Origin of the sequence: Mycobacterium leprae TN, from assembly GCF_000195855.1 — a bacterium.
Taxonomy (GTDB): domain Bacteria; phylum Actinomycetota; class Actinomycetes; order Mycobacteriales; family Mycobacteriaceae; genus Mycobacterium; species Mycobacterium leprae.
In genome coordinates this window covers 998,964-1,017,552 of sequence record NC_002677.1, presented here as the reverse complement: position 1 = coordinate 1,017,552, position 18,589 = coordinate 998,964, and the positions used below count along the sequence as shown (strand labels likewise).

8 protein-coding genes and 7 pseudogenes are annotated in these 18,589 nt (G+C 59.8%); 3 read left to right on the top strand and 12 right to left on the bottom strand.

Going from position 1 to position 18,589, the window contains the following annotated elements:
• Positions 1-29: 29 nt before the first annotated feature.
• The 4 genes from ML_RS04315 to ML_RS04300 all read right to left on the bottom strand — a co-directional run bounded on the left by ML_RS04315 (position 30) and on the right by ML_RS04300 (position 5,394).
• Positions 30-1,415: a M16 family metallopeptidase gene (locus tag ML_RS04315; protein WP_414085554.1), complete on the bottom strand. Its 1,386-nt coding sequence runs from the start codon at positions 1,413-1,415 to the stop codon at positions 30-32.
• Positions 1,393-3,714: a polyribonucleotide nucleotidyltransferase gene (locus ML_RS04310; RefSeq protein ID WP_010907967.1), complete on the bottom strand. Its 2,322-nt coding sequence runs from the start codon at positions 3,712-3,714 to the stop codon at positions 1,393-1,395. Before ML_RS04310 ends, ML_RS04315 begins: the two co-directional genes overlap by 23 nt.
• Positions 3,715-4,035: 321 nt before the next feature.
• Positions 4,036-4,305 (bottom strand): 30S ribosomal protein S15, encoded by a 270-nt coding sequence (gene rpsO, locus ML_RS04305; RefSeq protein WP_010907966.1) that lies wholly within the window; start codon positions 4,303-4,305, stop codon positions 4,036-4,038.
• A 117-nt stretch (positions 4,306-4,422) separates the two neighbouring features.
• The gene (locus tag ML_RS04300; RefSeq protein ID WP_049769711.1) at positions 4,423-5,394 is read right to left on the bottom strand and encodes a bifunctional riboflavin kinase/FAD synthetase; all 972 of its coding nucleotides are present in this window, start codon (positions 5,392-5,394) and stop codon (positions 4,423-4,425) included.
• A gap of 183 nt (positions 5,395-5,577) precedes the next feature.
• On the opposite strand from ML_RS04300, the pseudogene ML_RS04295 reads away from it, so the two are divergent.
• Positions 5,578-6,248 (top strand): annotated as a pseudogene (locus tag ML_RS04295) (metal-dependent transcriptional regulator).
• A gap of 127 nt (positions 6,249-6,375) precedes the next feature.
• Here ML_RS04295 and ML_RS04290 read toward each other — a convergent pair.
• From ML_RS04290 to ML_RS18745, 3 genes and pseudogenes are all read right to left on the bottom strand, one after another.
• A pseudogene (locus ML_RS04290) lies at positions 6,376-7,519 on the bottom strand (thiolase C-terminal domain-containing protein).
• A 1,105-nt stretch (positions 7,520-8,624) separates the two neighbouring features.
• The gene (locus ML_RS04280; protein ID WP_049769936.1) at positions 8,625-9,461 is read right to left on the bottom strand and encodes a CbiQ family ECF transporter T component; all 837 of its coding nucleotides are present in this window, start codon (positions 9,459-9,461) and stop codon (positions 8,625-8,627) included.
• Positions 9,462-9,472: 11 nt separating this feature from the next.
• A pseudogene (locus ML_RS18745) lies at positions 9,473-10,732 on the bottom strand (ATP-binding cassette domain-containing protein); the annotation flags it as partial.
• Between the two features lie 975 nt (positions 10,733-11,707).
• Here ML_RS18745 and ML_RS15445 point away from each other — a divergent pair.
• A pseudogene (locus ML_RS15445) lies at positions 11,708-12,031 on the top strand (MarR family transcriptional regulator); the annotation flags it as partial.
• 596 nt (positions 12,032-12,627) lie between these two features.
• On the opposite strand, the pseudogene ML_RS18740 reads toward ML_RS15445, so the two are convergent.
• Positions 12,628-12,718, bottom strand: a pseudogene (locus ML_RS18740) (hypothetical protein); the annotation flags it as partial.
• A 103-nt stretch (positions 12,719-12,821) separates the two neighbouring features.
• Between ML_RS18740 and ML_RS04270 the strand changes: the two are divergent.
• Positions 12,822-13,437, top strand: a pseudogene (locus tag ML_RS04270) (acyl-CoA dehydrogenase); the annotation flags it as partial.
• Positions 13,438-13,440: 3 nt separating this feature from the next.
• Here ML_RS04270 and ML_RS04265 read toward each other — a convergent pair.
• The 4 genes and pseudogenes from ML_RS04265 to ML_RS04250 all read right to left on the bottom strand — a co-directional run bounded on the left by ML_RS04265 (position 13,441) and on the right by ML_RS04250 (position 18,581).
• A complete protein-coding gene (locus ML_RS04265; protein WP_010907961.1) occupies positions 13,441-14,994 on the bottom strand; it encodes a nitrate/nitrite transporter in 1,554 nt (517 codons plus the stop codon).
• Between the two features lie 160 nt (positions 14,995-15,154).
• Positions 15,155-15,639 (bottom strand): annotated as a pseudogene (locus ML_RS04260) (LppP/LprE family lipoprotein).
• Positions 15,640-15,766: 127 nt separating this feature from the next.
• Positions 15,767-17,671, bottom strand: coding sequence for a family 2A encapsulin nanocompartment cargo protein cysteine desulfurase (locus ML_RS14265; protein ID WP_172591903.1), 1,905 nt, complete (start codon positions 17,669-17,671; stop codon positions 15,767-15,769).
• Positions 17,658-18,581, bottom strand: coding sequence for a family 2A encapsulin nanocompartment shell protein (locus ML_RS04250; protein ID WP_010907959.1), 924 nt, complete (start codon positions 18,579-18,581; stop codon positions 17,658-17,660). Before ML_RS04250 ends, ML_RS14265 begins: the two co-directional genes overlap by 14 nt.
• Between the last annotated feature and the right edge of the window lie 8 nt (positions 18,582-18,589).

The following is an 18,589-nucleotide window of genomic DNA, read 5'->3' as shown; positions in this document are numbered from 1 at the left end:
CGATGTCTCAGAAAACCAGTACCATCCAGTTAATTTACCATTATCCGAAGTTGTCGTGGCAGAGTTTTTTTCGACGCATACGGACCCAGAACAGCGGCACCGTAGCGCTTGTTCAACAGCTGGTGAGCAAGCGCGTTGACCTGCTCGACGGTGACCTCATCGATTTGCTGCAAGGTATGCTCGATACCGCGGTACTTGCCGTAGTTCAATTCGCTGCGACCAAGCCGGCTCATCCAAGAATTGGAATCCTCCAATCCCAGGATGATCCCTCCGCGCAAAGAGCCCTTGGCAATACGGCACTCCGCTTCGGTGATGCCATCACCCGCCACCGACGCAAGCACCTCGCTGATTACCTGCATTACGTCGGCGAAACGCCCAGGAAGACACGCAGCATACACGGACAGCGCACCACTATCGGCGAAGATGTCCAGCGCGGAATACACTGAGTAGGCCAGTCCGCGGGTCTCGCGAATCTCTTGGAATAGACGAGAGCTCAGGCCTCCGCCCAGTGCAGTGTGCAACACCGACAGTGCCCAACGATGTTCCCAACTGCGGCCAGGAGTGCGTACCCCCAACAACACGTGGGTCTGCTCGGCGTCCCGCTTGCCCAGCGTCAATGCGGGGCCGCCGTTGATTCTTCCAGTGCTCTTGCGCGGCGGTGCTGACTGGCGCCCGCGAATCAAACGCGACCCAAAATGCTCACGCACCAACGCGACCATCTCATCGTGGTCGACGTTTCCGGCCACCGCAACGACCATCCGTTCCGGTGTGTAACGCCGCACATGAAAGGAGTGCAGTTGGGTCCGCGTCATCGCCGACACGGATTCCATAGTGCCGATCACTGGACGCCCCACCGGGTGGTCACCGAACAACGCCGCTAAGAACATGTCACCCAGCGCATCCTCGGGATCATCGTCACGCATCGCGATCTCCTCAAGCACAACGTCACGTTCCAACTCAACATCGTCAACGGCGCAACGACCATTGAGTACGACATCGGCGACCAGGTCGACGGCCAGTTCCAAGTCGCTGTCAAGCACGTGTGCGTAGTAACAGGTGTGCTCCTTGGCGGTGAACGCGTTCAGCTCCCCACCGACAGCGTCTATAGCCTGCGCAATATCCATGGCCGTGCGTGTCGATGTCGATTTGAACAGCAGATGCTCAAGGAAGTGCGCCGCCCCGGCCACGGTGGCACCCTCATCACGGGATCCGACACCCACCCAGACCCCGACAGACGCCGAGCGCACCGCGGGTAAGTGTTCGGTGACCACACGAAGACCGCCTGGCAGTGTGGTGCGACACACTCCAGCCGATCGTGCGGCCTTCTTTTCCGCCTTCCCCTCGGCGCCCTGCTTGCTCCGCCGCAAGGCACCCTTACCCTTAGCTCCGGGGTCAGCTACTGGCCGTCGCAGCATCGGCTGGCGCAGTACCCGAACCGAACTCCTGAGCAGCCCCAGCATCGGCCGGAGCTGCAGGGACGGTGGCCGAATCGTCGTCAGCCACCAAGACCAATGAGATCTTGCCGCGTTTTTCGATATCTGCGATCTCGACGCGCAACTTATCACCGACGTTCACGACGTCTTCCACCTTTGCGATGCGCTTACCCTTGCCAAGCTTGGAGATGTGAACCAAACCGTCACGCCCAGGCAGCAGCGACACGAAAGCGCCGAATTCCGTTATCTTTACGACAGTTCCAAGGAACCGTTCGCCGACCGTCGGCAGCTGCGGGTTCGCGATGGCATTAATCTTATTGATCGCGGCCTGCGCCGACAGGCCATCGGTCGCACCGACGAACACAGTACCGTCATCCTCGATAGAAATCTGCGCACCGGTCTCCTCGGTAATGGCGTTGATGACCTTGCCCTTGGGGCCGATGACTTCACCGATCTTATCCACTGGAACCTTGATAGTGATGACCCGCGGCGCATACGGGCTCATCTCGTCGGGTCTGTCAATGGCCTCAGCCATGACCTCGAGGATGGTCAGCCGGGCGTCTTTGGCCTGCGCAAGCGCACCCGCGAGCACCTGGGAGGGAATACCGTCAAGTTTGGTATCGAGCTGCAGCGCGGTGACAAAGTCCTTGGTACCGGCGCATTTAAAATCCATGTCGCCGAAGGCGTCTTCGGCGCCCAGGATGTCGGTCAAGGTGACAAAACGACGCTCAGTCCCTCCGTCAAACTCAACATCGTCGGAGACCAGCCCCATAGCAATGCCAGCCACCGGCGCCTTGAGCGGCACGCCGGCGTTGAGCAGCGCCAGCGTGGAAGCGCAAACCGACCCCATCGAGGTCGAGCCGTTAGAACCCAGCGCCTCGGACACCTGACGGATGGCGTACGGGAACTCCTCGACGCTGGGTAGCACCGGCACTAGAGCCCGCTCAGCCAGCGCACCGTGCCCGATCTCACGCCGCTTGGGCGAGCCGACTCGACCAGTCTCACCAGTGGAGAACGGCGGGAAGTTGTAGTGGTGCATATACCGCTTGGATGTTTCTGGCCCCAGCGAGTCGATCTGCTGAGCCATCTTGACCATGTCGAGCGTGGTCACGCCAAGGATCTGGGTTTCGCCGCGCTCGAACAGCGCGCTACCGTGCGCCCGCGGAACCACCGCAACTTCGGCCGACAACGCGCGAATGTCGGTGATCCCGCGGCCGTCGATACGGAAATGGTTGGTGAGGATCCGCTGTCGGACCAGTTTCTTGGTCAACGAACGGAATGCTGCGCCCAACTCCTTTTCCCGGCCCTCGTAGGTGCCGGCGAGCCGCTCGAGAACCTGGGTCTTGATCTCGTTGGTGCGTTGATCGCGCTCAAGCTTGGCGCCGATGGTCAAGGCCGCGGCCAACTCATCGGTAGCCATCGAAGCCACCGAGTAGTAGACGTCGTCGCCGTAGTCGGGGAACGTCGGGTACTCGACTGGCGGTTTGGCTTGGCGAGAAGACACAACGTCAGCAAGTTCCTGCTGCGCGGTACACAGCGCAGCAATGAACGGCTTGGCCACCTCGAGTCCTTGGGCCACGATGCTTTCCGTCGGCGCCTGAGCACCGCACTCGACCAGCTCGATGACGTTTTCGGTAGCCTCAGCCTCGACCATCATGATAGCGACATCAGGCTTGCCCTCGTCATCCGTGCCAACAATCCGGCCGGCAATCACCATGTCGAACACGGCCCGCTCGAGCTGCTCTACAGTGGGGAAAGCAACCCAGGTACCGTCGATGAGCGCCACCCGCACACCGCCGATAGGCCCGGAGAACGGTAGACCGCCCAGCTGAGTGGAGGCCGAGGCAGCATTGATGGCCAACACATCATAGAGATCGTTGGGATCCACGCTCAGAATCGTCACCACGACCTGGATCTCGTTGCGCAGGCCGTCGACAAAAGACGGGCGCAAAGGGCGATCGATGAGCCGGCAGGTAAGGATCGCGTCGGTGGACGGCCGACCCTCACGGCGGAAGAACGAACCAGGGATCCTACCGGCAGCATACATCCGCTCCTCAACATCGACCGTAAGCGGGAAGAAGTCGAATTGCTCCTTGGGGTTCTTGCTGGCGGTGGTCGCCGACAAGAGCATATTGTCGGCGTCCAGGTAGGCCACCACTGCGCCAGCGGCTTGCAAGGCTAAGCGCCCGGTCTCAAAACGGATGGCGCGGGTGCCGAAACTCCCGTTATCGATAGTAACGGTTGCCTCGAACACGCCCTCTTCGATTTCAGCTACAGACATAACCGTCCGCACAGCCTCTCTCGTTATTAATCTGTTTCGGCGCCACGCACGCAATCCCGGAGAGCACAGTCTGAATACGACTACGGCCATCGATCGAAGCGGCCGACCTGCTCCAGATCCGGAGAGCCCGACAGCCACTACCGAAGACCGCCCGATACAGACAGAGCAGCGCCCTCGGACTTACACAGTGACACACTGGAGCGGAACACGCGGATTTGCGAGAACCACACCACTTGCTTGGACCGAACCGGCCCAGAACTACCTCACTCTACACGGGTCACTAACGCTACATAAATAGGAACCGATCCCCCGCACCGCGGGTCAGCGGCGCAGACCAAGCCGCTCGATCAGCGAGCGATAACGCTGCACATCGATCAGCGATAGGTACTTGATCAGCCGCCGCCGGCGCCCGACCAGCAGCAGCAACCCGCGCCGCGAGTGATGATCGTGTTTGTGTACCTTGAGGTGCTCAGTCAGGTCCGCAATCCGCTTGGTCAACAACGCGATTTGCGCCTCCGGGGACCCGGTATCGGTGGCATGCAGGCCGTAGGAACTCAAAATTTCTTTTTTCTGCTCGCTTGTCAGCGCCACGAAAACATCTCCATCAATTGGTCCGCGATCATGGACAGTACTGCTGCGCGGCCACCGCGAACCGCAGCACGCACCGATGTCGTCCGGCAGTTTAGCAGCTCGCCGAACTAAGGCCAGTCAATCAGCCAGCAGGGCCCGCGCCCGGTCAATGTCCTTCTCCATCTCGGCGACTAAATCGGCCACCGAGTCAAATTTTCGTTGCCCACGAATGCGCCCAACGAAGTCCAGCGCTACATGCTGTCCATACAGGTCGGCGACGGCGTCGAGAACGAACGCCTCTACGGTGCGGGTGCGTCCGGAAAAAGTCGGATTGGTCCCGACAGACACTGCGGCCTGATAGCATTCACCTGGGACCACGGTACCAGTCACCGGACCGTGCCCAAGCACGGTGAACCACGCGGCATAGACACCGTCGGCTGGGGTGGCCGAATACATCGGCGAAGCCACATTCGCGGTTGGAAAGCCAAGCTCAGTGCCTCGGCCTTGGCCGCGGACCACCATCCCCTCGACGCGGTGTGGGCGGCCCAGCGCTTCGGTCGCCGCCATCATGTCACCGGCGTCCACACAGGACCGGATGTAGGTCGATGAGAACGCCACGGTCTCATTACCGCGATGTTCGGACAACAGTGACATCGACCCGACCGCAAACCCAAACCGCTGCCCGGCCCGACGCAACATGATGACGTTGCCGGCCGCTTTCTTGCCGAAGGTGAAGTTCTCCCCCACCACGACCTCCACCACGTGCAGGTGTTCAACCAGCAACTCGTGGACGTAGCGGTCCGGGGTGAGTTTCATGAAATCGGTCGTGAACGGCATCACCAGGAACACGTCGATGCCCAACTCCTCGATGAGTTCAGCTCGTCGGGTCAACGTGGTCAGCTGCGCCGGGTGGCTGCCTGGATAGACCACTTCCATCGGGTGCGGGTCGAACGTCATCAACACGGTAGGCACGTTGCGTGCGCGGCCAGTTTGCACCGTGTGTGCGATAAGCTCGGTGTGCCCGCGGTGCACACCATCGAACACCCCGATAGTAAGCACGCATCTGCCCCAATCCGTGGGGATCTCGTCTTGTCCCCGCCACCGCTGCACGATCGCAAGCCTACGGCTCCCCATGATCCGCCGGTGTGCAAGATCCAAATTGCGAGTTAATCCGTGCTGTACCAAGGGTTGCCGGGCGGGACGCCCAAGCAGTCAGTTCCCTACCCCAGGTTGCCTAAACATTTTCGCTGTGAGAGCTAACAACGAGCCTGGGCCGTCTAACCGTAGTTGTGCATGAACCATATTGTTAAAGTCATCGGGACTGGACAAGAGTGGTCGCTGGAAAAGGCCAGCACCCAGATGCTGGCCAAGAAAACAGCGTACCGGCCAGCACGGCTTCAAATTCTACACCACAAGCTGACCGAACAGTGGAGTGATCAAGTATGTCAAGTATTGGAACCGTGACCTTGACCGAACCGAGGCAGCGCTGGCTACGATCCGCCGGCATCAGCTGCTGGAGATCTTCCTAGTCAGTGAGCTTAGCTACACATGGGACAAGGTGCACGACGAGGTTGAAGTGTTCGAGCACACAGTATCAGATCGCCTGGTAAAACGCATCGACCCAAGCTAGGGTTCCCGCAGCACGCCCCGCACAGTGGCCCGATAACGACCTCCGATAGGCATGTGCCAACGGGGGGCCGCCCCCACGTCAACTTGGGCATGCAGCCACGGAGACGTCAAGACGGTAAACCCGCATCTCTGATGCCGACCCCGAGATGCTGCGCTATTTCGCCAGCATCGGGATCAATCTTGACTCGCGAGTGCGGATCTTGGCCCGCCGCGAATCCGCCAGGATAATCTCGGCGGCAATCGAATCAGCAAGCGCCGCGGCGACCACCGTCGAACTAGGCAACCCGGGCGATCCGGGTGGTGACCTAGCCGAACCTTGGTCGCTAGCGGTGTGAGTGTTGCCGACATTGACGTTAGCGCGAGGTCTAATCGCTCATTTTCGCGTTAGCGTCGATTTAGCCCACGCTGCACTGGAACCGGGTGCGGCAGATCGCAGCACAAACAGCCTAGCTACGATCGCGCTTAGCGGTCGGCCCGCTGATCGGCATCGACGACGGCACCACCTAGCCCGATGTTGTTGCAGTGCGGCGGTCACGTTGTCAACGTGTCGCTTGTCGGCAGTACCTCTCAGCTTCCAGGGTAGTTCGGCGCATTGCCCCAATTCAGTCACCCCCAGTGGATGCCCTGTTGGAAATCAAGCCGCTGGACGAATTCACCACCCAGCGTCCGTCATAAGTGGTGTCACCGTTGTCGATCAGCTTGGGCTCCTCACCTGGGCCACACAAGCCTAGGGCTTCATAGAACAGTAACTCGTTTGCCGAAACGTAGTCGTGCAGCTCGATCACCTGGAAGTCTTCGGAGACAAGTCCAGATTGGTTATAAACTTGTTGCACCGCATAAACATTCATATCGAAGCCGGTTAAGCCTCTTGGCGGTACCGTCGAAGGTCGATGTGAAGTCGGTCGTCATGGCCGGGCCGACAATCTTCAACGCTCGGCCGGCCAGCTCGTGCTTGTCTACATAAGACTCCGAAGCCAGGATTGCCGCGCCCGAACCACCCGATGTCGGTGAGCATTGCAGCTTAGTGAGCGTTCGGAGATCATCAGCGCCGCTAGGATGTCGTCTGGCGTGCAGGACTCTATGGAAATACGCAATACGGGTTGTTCACCGAGTACTTCCGGTTCTTTGCAGCCTATCTTGGCGAAGTGCTCCGCAGCGATGTCATATTACCCTCATACGCCTGCGACCCGCGGCACCGAACATCCATGGAGTGACGGGGCATCGCGAACGCGTCGATCTCGGCCATCGGCGATTCGCGGCCCTGGGTACCACTATTCAAAGAGCCAGATTGCATATTCTCAAAGCCCAGCGCGATGATGATGATGATGTAGTTAGAGCCTCCAACGCGGATGGCCTGTACCTCACAAAAAAGCGCCGTCGAACTGGTTGAGCAGTTGTTGACGTTGACGATCAGCATACTGGTCATGCCCAGCCTCGTAGAGCACCCGCTGCCCGGACGTCGAGTCACCGGCTACTTAGCCAACATAGCCCTGCTGCACCTCACGGTGGCCGATACCAGCATCATTGAGCGCGTTGAACTCGACTCCCTCGCCATCTAGGGATAGTACCAGCCCTCGCTAGGGCCGAACTTCCCGAACTTCGTCATACCAACACCGACAACGTAAACCCTAGTTGGGCCCGTTGATTGGGCATCCTGCTAGACATGCGCGCCGCTTCCGACCGTAAGCCGCCTAAACATCTAAATGTGCAACCTTGGCTACAACCAGGCACCGGCCCGGACCCCTACTAAGGTGGCCGGGCTGCTCAGGGGCCGAGGTACGTGGTGTAGCATCTAGGCCCTACCACGTGGTTGCCAACTTGGCCTGAGTGGCGTCAAAAATCGTGCGGTTCCCGGGCTCTGCTGTCTTGTGTCTGTGGCAGTGAGTTGTTCGGTTGGTTTCATAGGTGGTGGGTGAAATGGCTGTTTTTGCGTTTTATGACTGGCCGATATGTTCGGTAGTCGTGGGGGGCAGCCCGGAATCCTGTTGACGTGTTTTGCTGTGTTGCGGGGTTTTTGTTGGTGGGTGGCTGACTGCCTGCTTTCGATGAGGCTTCGTGTGCTTTGCCGCAGTGGACACGATTAGCGCGGCGCACGTAAGCATGTCGGTGGTGGATGCTGCTTGGTCTACATGTTGATGATGCCAGGGGCTGGGCACCTGGGCTGTGCTGAAGGCGATATCGATGCAGGCGTGAGTGTGAGGATAGTTGTTAGCGCCGCGGGGTAGGGGCGTTTTAGTGTGCATGTCATGGCCTTGAGGTGTCGGCGTGGTCAATGTGGCCGCACCTGAACAGGCACGTCCCCGTGCACGGTATAACTATTCGCACCTGATGTTATCCCTTGCACCATTTCTGCCGCTGGTATCGGTGTCGGCGGCTTGTTGACCGGCCCTCAGCCAGCAAGCAGGCATGCCGCCGGGTGCAGCAGTATCGTGTTAGTGAACAGTGCATCGATGATCCGGCCGTCGGCGGCACATACGGCAACCTTCTAGCGCAGATCAACCACCCACACCCCACCAGCCCACCACAACACCACCACCCAAGGCCTCAATCACCCCAACAATGCCCCGTCCGATGCTGACTCGCACAGGTCGCTGCGGTGCTGTGGCCCGTGTGTCGAACTCATTGGCGTGGTCGGCAACCGGCAGGATATGTCACAATTGACCTGACGTAGCCAACCGTACCCGCTGCAGTCTCAATGCATTACCCTGCACCTAGGAAGCGGTGTGCAAGATTGTCTCAAGCACCACCGCGGTGCTGCTGGTAGTGATCGTGATCGCCAGTGTCACCCAATCCGCCAATTTCGGCCGGGCCGGGTAGGCAGATAGTTGACCGATGCCACCACGGGCGGTGATCGCGTCGCCCATTTCGTCGGCGCGCCGCAGCGTCACGGTGATGGCAGCGGCAAGCAGGTCGATCAGCTCTCTGGCTTGTCGCTGTCGACGAGCCTTACGGCTGTTCAGAATTTGTTTGGGACGCAATCGGCGAGCTGCGTAGAGCACCTGGAACTCGTTGATCAGCATTGGGAAGGCGCGCAGCGCGAGCGCCACAGCCACTGCCCATTCGTCAACTGGGATCCGGAATATCCGCAACGGACGACCCAAAGTCGCCATTGCCGGCCCAATTTCGGCGACATTGGTGGTCCACGACACCATCGCCCCCAGCCCAAGTAACACCACCGACCAAGCTGTGATACGCAGGAAATTCAACACCCCGCCGAGTCCGATGTCGACCCCGCCCATCGAGACCACCGGACTGCCACCGGCCAGTGCAGCTGTGAAACCGCCCAGGACAACAACGATCCACAACCAGCGTGGCATCGACGGCAACACGTCGCGCGGAATGCGCGCGATCCAAGCTGCCCCACACACCAGGGCCGCCACCAAACCGATCGTCACCCAACCCGGATAGAAGGTCAGAAGCACCTCCACACCGAAAACAACCAGCAGCTTGGTTCCAGCCCACAAATCGTGAATGGTCGAAGTTCCAGGTACCGGAACCAACAACACAACCGGACGAGAGCGGCGACGAGGAACGTGATGTTCAGACATCGAAAGTGAGGTCACGACGTACCACCAGCGGTGGTCGACACCGATTCCAACGCACCATTACGCAAATGTACGGTGCGCGGACACACGTCCTCCAACCCGACGAAGTCATGGGAAGTAACGACCACCGTCAGACCCCGCTCACAGCGCAGGTCCTCCAGCAACCGCAGCAGGCCACGCTGGCTGACCGCATCCAACCCCGCCAGTGGCTCGTCAAGTATCAACGCGCGCGGCGAACACGCTAACAGACCGGCCAGCACAACCCGGCGCATCTGGCCGCCGCTGAGCTGGTCGATGCGCCGTTTGGCCAGCGCGGGATCTAGCCCGACAACGCCCAGTGCGGCAGCCACGCGGTCTTCGTCACGGGGCGAAAAGCCTGCCGCCGAAGCCACTTCCAAATCAACGCGACTGCGCATAAGCTGCAACCTGGCAGCCTGGAAAGACAATGCTACGGCGCCGACGTGCTCGTGAGTGGGCCGACCATCGATCAGGCATGCACCGGTCGTGGGAACCATCAATCCGGCCATGATCCACGCCAGCGTCGACTTGCCCGAGCCGTTACTCCCATACACCAGTACCCCATCTCCCTGCCTGACCACGAAGCTGATATCGTGTAGCGCGGCCTTGGCCCATGGAGTACCGCTGCCGTATTCGTGGCCAACACCTACAAGTTCGAGTACCGGTGCGTGCGGGCGGTGATCCACCGCAACGGTCGACACCGGTGGCGCAACGGTCTCAGCCATGCCGGCGTTGTCGGGTGAATCACTGAGGTTGATCGTTCGATCAGCGGTATCGGCTTCGTTGTTGTAGTGTGTGATGTGTACCAAGGCGATGGGGTGTCGTTTGGTGAGACCGGATAGCACACCCAGCAAGGCATCCCGGCCCTGTCGGTCAACCATGCTGGTGACTTCGTCGGCGATCAACAGCGATGGCTCTCGGGCTAAGGCCGCTGCCAGTGCGAGGCGCTGCAGTTCACCGCCGGAGAGGCTACCGGTGTCGCGTTCGGCGAATGCGTCGAGGCCGACCTCCCGAAGTAACCGGTTGACGTCGACATCGGTTCCCGGCGGCAACCCCCACACCACATCGTCGGCGACCCGGGTGCCCAGAACCTGGCTTTCGGGGTGTTGCAGAACAACGGCAGTGCCACCGAGCTTGCCCAAACCCACCGCGCCCGGACGATCCACTGTGCCCGACGTCGGTTCCCTGCCGGCAAGGATCAGCATCAGCGTGGTCTTCCCGGAACCGTTGGCACCAGTGACCGCCACATGTTCACCGACCCGCAGGTCCAAACTGACCTCACGCAACGCGTCTTGACCGGCGTGAGGGTAACGGAAGCGCACCTTGTCTAGCCACACCGGAACTGGCCCGACAGGAGCATCCTCGTTGCAAGCGCTTGGGGCGTCCAGTTTATGGACGTCGGGGATGTCACGAATCCGCTCCAGCACGCGCGATAAGACCCACCAACCGATCAACGACACGACCAGAATGGTGATGACAAAATAGCCGAGCAGCATCCACGGCCAGTGCTGCAACCCGTCAGCGAAATACCGCTTTAGCTGGACCGCGACCCACGGCAGATGCATCCAAGTCAGGGTGGCCGCAATGCCATCCACGTTTGCAGTCATCGCTTTAAAGATCAAGTGCCGCAGCCGGCCGAGCACGACCAGCGCAACAACGTTGGCGGCGCCGAAAGCCAATCCGGCGAACAGGGCAAGCGCAATCACCGTTAGTGTGCCCTGGCCTTTACGCTTGACGACTCCGGTCAACCCGCCGATATAAGCGCTGTTGACAACAGCTATGAAACCGCCCAACCCGGTGATCAGAAAGGCAATTACCCCGGCCGCAACCATCGCGGTCATCAGCACACGGAAGCGGTAGCGGTAGGCGAGCAAGCCCATGGGCACGGTACCAAGCAAGGCTAGTCCGGCCGCGAAGGGGACCACGACCGAGACGATCGCGGTGACCGCGCACAGGGCTGCCAAGACCGAAGCTTGTGCCAATTCACCCGGTTGCAGCGATCCGCTCCGATGATGCAAATGGCGTGGATCGTGCGCGGTCACTTTACCAATTGTGCCAGTCCCTGGGGCTAAGTCCGGCGCAGCGCACCGACCCAGTTGGGTTTTCCAGCGATGGCATCGCCTAGTGGCCTGGCATAGCAAAGCCATACGACGATGGATGCATAGATCCATCTGCATCGGGCACGTGACGCCAAGGTCAGCGAACCCACGAACATTTGAGCCCAAGAAGGCTTGAAAGTGGACCCACGAACGGTGGCCACGCAGCTGAACCTATTGACTACACAGCGCATCTAAACGCCATTGCCTTCTACGCAAGCCAAGGTGCTAGCCATTATAGAAGCCCACGGTGACGCACACATCGGTGACCTGGCCGCTGTCGATCACTGTTCGCCAACCAACGATGACCACGCAGGCGCGACGACTCCAGGATGCCAGCCTAGTTACCCGAACCATCGACCATCGAAGATGGCCGTGCTGTCCGAATCCGCCACCACGCCCCAAAGGATAAACACACTGAACGCGGTCCGGGCCGACCGCATTTACTTTGTCTTCCCGACCGGTCCGGCCATTCGTGTTTGCGGCACTGACACTCACTGCTCCCCGGCAAGTCCAACCTGGACCGGGCAAACTCGAACGGCCCTAACTCGCATGAGACCATCGAGATCCTAACCGCGGCAACGTTGCCGCGGTTAGGATGGGCCCCCACCTTGGCCAGCCGCAACATGGTTTCAGAGCCCATACTTTCCACCGTGAACGGACCCGTAGGATTCTCGACAGCAGCCGACCTTATCGGCTCCACAAGGTAGATCGTCTCTGACGTCACTGCCGCTATCCTGACCGCCATCATCGTCAACCTCAAAGGTTAGCCGGTGTACGACGCCGTGCTGTTGCACAACCCCAATGTCGAGCTCTAAGGGAACGTCGCCGCCATAGGCATCATCTCGGCGATCACCGTGCCGGCACTGGTGAGCCTGCTGCAGGAGGTCTTGCCACTACTTAGGCCGATAATCCTGGCAGCACTGCTGTTCACCAGAAGCCTGGTTGCCGTGGTAGGCAAGTGGTGGTTCCAGCAGATATTTTAGTTCATCCCGACGCAGTGGAGCTTCCGCAGCACCAGCGTCCACCGTAGATCTGCACAGGGTCGACTCAGTGGCGACAAACGCAGGATATAAGATATATGCCTAAGCTGACCATCACTTTCATGGTGCAATTGCCCCACAACGAGGTAACGATGTTGCGGCCGGGCTTATCCTCTATCGGCTACGGGAGCATCACCTGACAACTGCCACAAGCGAACCAGGCAAATAAGCGGCAACGACGCCGAAGAGCAACTGCCGCTACGCGCGCTTACGTTGACGATATAAACATGTATGCGCCCGCTCGAACTCGAATGAAGTGCCGCTTCGCCCGACCAACGCTGCCAGTGAGCGGGTAACAAAACGGACTGCAACCGAAACAATTTTGCAGAGAATGGTGGGCGCCCGCCAAGACAGCGAAAAGAAGGGCAGCCTATTCAACCGCGGCACCCAAGGCACTATCTTCGAGAAGTGCGAAGACTGTCTGCTATCCGCGGTCGCGCGCCGGCGGCAGGTCAAATCCAAAGAGATGTTCGCTTTCGACACATTCAACACCGTGCAGGATCACTTGCTGCACGCGGCAAACGAGCACACCGACCGAGTGGTATTGGAAACGTTCCTAGCCGGCATCGAATCATGCAACGACCCAGCGGCTCGCAAATTGCTAGACATCGTGTGCGACTTGTATGCGTTGTCAGTAAAGGCAAGGCATGGTACATCGAGCATCGATACCTCTCCACCGAGCGCACTAAAGGCGATCGCCAAGGGGAGCAGACCGATGCCGAGCGCTGCAGCCCTATGCCGAGACGTTGGTCGACGGTTTTCGGAGTCCCAAAGCAGTTGCGTTACGCCGAGATGCCGCACTTCGAGAATCTGCCCGTCTGAGCTTCAGCCCCGGTGAGTTCTGCTGGCTCCGACGCTGGCCGCAAACGCATTAGCCGCTTCGTCGTGCAAGTTGCCTGGCAATGGTCGACACACGTACATCTTCCAGGTCAGGACACCGGCCGCGGCATAGCACAACATGAATATCCAAAACGCTGCGGTAACCCCGCCAGTGTTGAGGTAGGACTCTCGCAACGCCAGGTCGATCCCAACACCGCCGAGTGCGCCGACCTCCGCGACAAAGCCAATGACGACCCCGGAAATCACTCGTGACCAGTCGCGGCACTCGTCGTCGTTGATTCCCAGGGAATGGCTGCAGGCCTCGAAAATTGTCGGGATCATCTTGTACACCGATCCATTGCCCAACCCAGACAAGATGAACAGAGTGATGAATCCAGCGAAGTAGCTGGCCATCATGACACCCCTGATCGGGCACACGCGTGAGCCCTCAATTATGCCCAGTACACCCAGCAACCCGGCGGCAAAAACCATGGCACCGAAGACCACCAGGGTGACGCGACTCCCTCCAAGTCGGTCGGCCAGTCGGCCACCCCAAAACCGGGCTACCGCGGCCAACGTCGGTCCGATGAATGCAAGCTCAGCGGCGTGCAACGCGGCCTGAGCCGTACTTTGTCCGCCGGCGACGAAGTTGGTTTCCAGCACCTGGCCGAATGCGAATGAAAAACCGATGAACGAACCGAAACTCGCCAGGTAGAGCAGCGCGAGAACCCAGCTATCACGCGTGGAAACCACGACGAACAGTACTGGCCGGATGGTGTTCACCCCGATACGGTGATGCTCAATGTCGTTCATGAACAACATTGCTCCGATCCCGGCGATTATCAACAGCACCACATAAAGTCCACACACAATGTAAGGCTTTCGGTCACCGACGCTGGCGATGACCAGCATCCCGACCACCTGGATCACCGACACCCCAAGGTTGCCGGCCCCACCAGCGAGCCCGAATGCCGCACCCTTGAGCCGATGCGGGTAGAAGGCGTTGGCGTTAGTCATCGACGCCGCGAAATTACCGCCGCCCAAGCCGGTCAGTGCCGCGCACGCCAGATAAGGCCAAAGCGGCAAGCCTGGATGAGCCAACAGCACCATGGTGGCAATAGTGGGGATCAACAGCACCATCACCGAGAAAATCGCCCAGTTGCGGCCACCGAAAAGTGCGGTGGCCAACGAGTACGGCACCCGCAGGCACGCCCCAACCAAGGTTGCGGTGGTAGCGAGCAGAAACTTGTCACCCGCGGAAAAGCCATATACGTCCTTGGGCATGAACAGCTCCATCACCGGCCAGAGCGTCCACACCGAATACCCCAGGTGGACGGTCAGGACCGACCAGAGCAGATTGAGCCGGGCGATGGTTTTGTTGCCAGCCTCCCAAGCCGCTTGATCCTCGGGGTCCCAATGCGAGATGCGACACGCTCTCCTCAAACGCAGCCGGAAAAAGCTCGACTTTAGACTGTGCCGATGGTCAATCGGTACAGTTTTCGATCTGCGACCGGGGCCGTACAGCGACTCCTCGGCTTGCAGCAACACCAGCTGATCCATCACCCTCCTTAACCCAGCTGCGCCTAAAGCCACGGACGCCCAAGGGTGACAGGCTTCGGGGCGCGAAACGCATCCCGGAGAGCCTGAACCTCCTGTAGAACTCCTGAAAACTCTGCCTATCTGGGCGAACCGTTGAGCCAAAAAAATCAGCGCACCAAGACTACTGGTGCGGGATCGTGCCGAGAGTTTTCAGCTTGCCGTCGGATCCAATCTGGAATCGCACTGTGCCAATACCGTTAGGGCAGCACGGCTGCTCATTGCCGACCCGCCATCGATACTGAACCGTCACCGCCTCCTCGCCAGGAGGCAGCACAGTTATATAGGGTTATAGGCCTTCGGGTTCCGGGTCGGTGCACCCAGCCGGGTGTTGTGGTCGAAAAACAACAACTGCTGGGGAGTCGATTCGGTAGCAATGGTAGGGGATGATCTGCACCCACTACAAATAGCAATTCTGGGTATGTCCCCGGGCATTTCGACCCAGATCGATCCAGCTGTCAGGATCGGAACTAAGATGATGGCCTGCTGCACTGTCTGGGTCGTCGATCCGTCGGAGACTTTGCATGTGTCGAGAGGCGGTGGTGATGGTGTCTGCGGCTTCCATCCACATCCGGTGCTAGCCAGACCTGGGCACAAAGCCAGCAACATCATGACCAGCTGACGACCTGCCCCGCGAGCTTAGCGAAGCCTATGAACCTACCGTTTGTTTCGCCGAAGTCCGCGTCAGGCCCAAGGCTCAACAACCTAAATGCAGTAGAGTATAAAGGACGACCGATCAGCCGATATTGGTACCGCCCTCTGCGATCCGACGCACCACATTGATGAAGACGTCGATCTCTTCGTATGTGTTGTAAAAGGCGAACGATGGGCGAACCGTGGCCTCCAACCCAAGGCGCCGCAGAACTGGCTGTGCGCAATGATGACCAGCACGCACCGCAATCCCTTCGGCATTGAGTGCCTTGCCCACCTCTAGCGGCTCGTGTCCAGCCAGCACGAACGACAGCACGCTGGCTTTCTCCGTTGCGGTGCCCACCAGGCGAACACCGGGTATGTCGGCCAGCCGAGGTGTCGCATAGTCGAGCAGTGCTTGCTCATGGGACGCAATACGCTGGACGCCCACCCGCTCGACGTAACGCAGCGCCTCCCCCAGTCCGACGGCGTCAGCGATATTCCCGGTGCCGGCCTCAAACTTGTTGGGCGGCCCCTGATATAGCGACCGTTCCAGCGTCACATCGACGATCATGTTGCCACCGCCCTGCCACGGTGGCATCTCCGTCAGCACATCCTCGCACCCGTAAAGCACACCGATCCCGGTGGGGCCGTAAATCTTATGTCCGGAAAACACGAAGAAATCGGCGCCGAGCTCGGAGACATTGATCGGCAGATGCGGAATCGACTGTGCGCCGTCGATCAGCACCCGAGCACCGTAGCGATGACCCAACTCAACGATCTTCTCACCTTGTGTAACCGTGCCTAATGCGTTCGACACCTGAGTCGCAGCCACCAACTTCGTTCTGGGACCCAGCAGATCCTCGAATTCCGACATTAACAAGTTGCCCGCATCGTCAACCGGTGCGACTTTCAGGATTGCCCCAGTTTGTGACGAAAGCAATTGCCAAGGAACGATATTAGCGTGATGTTCGAGATGAGTGATGACTACCTCGTCACCAGGTTGCAAATGCTTACCCCCCCACGCATAGGCAACCAGGTTAATCGCTTCAGTAGTACCGCGCACGAAGATGATCTCTTGGGCCTTGGCTGCACCGATAAAACGCCGTGCTGTTTCCCGGGCTTCCTCGTAAGCATCGGTGGCCCGAGCCGCCAGTTCATGCGCCGCGCGGTGAATGTTGGAGTTTTCGTGGGCATAGAAGTAAGACAGTCGGTCGATGACTACCTGCGGCTTCTGGGTGGTCGCGGCATTGTCGAACCAGATCAACGGCTTGCCGTTGACGGTCTCCTGCAGAATCGGAAAGTCCGCCCGCACGGCCTGAATATCGAAGACGTCGACCATCTCGTGTTCATCGGCCAACCGAGGCACTTGGGGGGCTGCGATCAGAAAATTGTAATTGTGTTCGTCGCCTCCAGGCACACCCGCTGGCACCGCATCAAACCAGTCCAAATCACTCACCGACGGCACATGGTACGGCCACTCGGGCCGCAAAACAGGCGCCGAATTGCGCGGGGCCACCGGAGCAGTCGGCGGCCCGCCGGCCAACACGCCAGGAACGGTGGGCACGATACCGTGGCTGGGCACTGCGAACCCACTCAGGTGACCTACCCCGGGCGGCAGATAGGGATCGGCCACACCCACGGTTGTCCCGGCCGCCGCCGGCACCGCCGTGGTGTCGGGGACATTGCCGCGTGAGAAGACTGGTGCCACCTGTGGTAATCCTTCGGGCTCGGGTGACGTCGGCGCTGGGACATAGACGTCAGCGACACCGATCTGCGCAACTGGTGCCGGGCACGGATCAGTGGTGCCCACGGCTAACTCGCCAGCCGACGCCACAGTCGTCGTGTCTGGCGCGCTGCCGCGCAGGGCAACAGGCACCAGCTGCGGCGGGCTGTCAAACCCGGGCCGAAAGCTGGCCGCATACAGCTGCGTGGCCCGCACGGCAAGTTGGGCAGCACTGACGAACAACTCGTCTTCGGCGTCTACCGGCCGGTACTCACTTGTACTCATGGAACTGATCCACAGCTACGTTGTCAAGCACAGCCAACGCATCGTCAGTGAGGACAGCCAAGGACGTGTAGAGGGTGACCAAGTAGGTCGCGATCGCTGCCTGGTTGATGCCAGTGAACCGCACCGACAGTCCCGGCGCCTGCTCACCGACCAAGCCCGGTTGGAACAGCCCAACCACGCCCTGACGTTCCTCACCAGTGCGCACCAAGATGAACTTGGTTTCACCGTCCTGCACCGGGACTTTGTCCGACGGGATCAGCGGAATGCCACGCCAGGTGATGAACTGTGCGCCGAACAGGCTCACGACTACGGGCGGCACACCACGGTAGGTGGCCTCGCGGCCGAACGCGGCGATGCCCTGCGGATGCGTCAGGAAAAAGCTCGGCATCTTCCAGACCTTGGTAATCAGTGCGTCAAGGTCGTCGGGCGTGGGAGCACCGGCAAAAGTCCGGATCGTCTGCTCCGGAGTCACCTGCGCGAGCAACCCGAACTCGGGACTGTTGACCAGCTCGCACTCCTGCCTTTCCTTGATGGTCTCGATGGTCAGCCGCAGTTGTTGGGTAATCTGGTCATGTGGGCTGGAGTATAGATCCGACACCCGTGTGTGAATATCTAGCAACGTCGAAATCGTGCGCAGCGTGTATTCCCGCGGACTGGTCTCGTAGTCGACGAAGGTCTCCGGCAGCGGTGCCTCGGTGCCGGCGCCAGCCTCGGCTTTGACTGCAACCCGCTCGGGGTTGACCACGCGGTTCACCCGATAGACACCCGCTTCCACCGGAACCCAGTTGAGCAAATGCAGCAACCAACGCGGCGTAATAGTTGAGAGCTGTGGTACAGTTTTTGTCGCGTTGGCTAGTTGCCCGGCAGCAAGATCGCCGAGTGCCTGAGACTCATTCTGAGCCGACGTCATCCTGGTCC

Bases quoted from the DNA above. Each gene is read 5' to 3' on its own strand.
- ML_RS04315 (WP_414085554.1), bottom strand. From the start codon at position 1,415: ATGCTGCGACGGCCAGTAGCTGACCCCGGAGCTAAGGGTAAGGGTGCC.
- ML_RS04310 (WP_010907967.1), bottom strand. From the start codon at position 3,714: ATGTCTGTAGCTGAAATCGAAGAGGGCGTGTTCGAGGCAACCGTTACT.
- ML_RS04280 (WP_049769936.1), bottom strand. From the start codon at position 9,461: ATGTCTGAACATCACGTTCCTCGTCGCCGCTCTCGTCCGGTTGTGTTG.
- ML_RS04265 (WP_010907961.1), bottom strand. From the start codon at position 14,994: ATGGATCAGCTGGTGTTGCTGCAAGCCGAGGAGTCGCTGTACGGCCCC.
- ML_RS14265 (WP_172591903.1), bottom strand. From the start codon at position 17,671: ATGAGTACAAGTGAGTACCGGCCGGTAGACGCCGAAGACGAGTTGTTC.
- ML_RS04250 (WP_010907959.1), bottom strand. From the start codon at position 18,581: ATGACGTCGGCTCAGAATGAGTCTCAGGCACTCGGCGATCTTGCTGCC.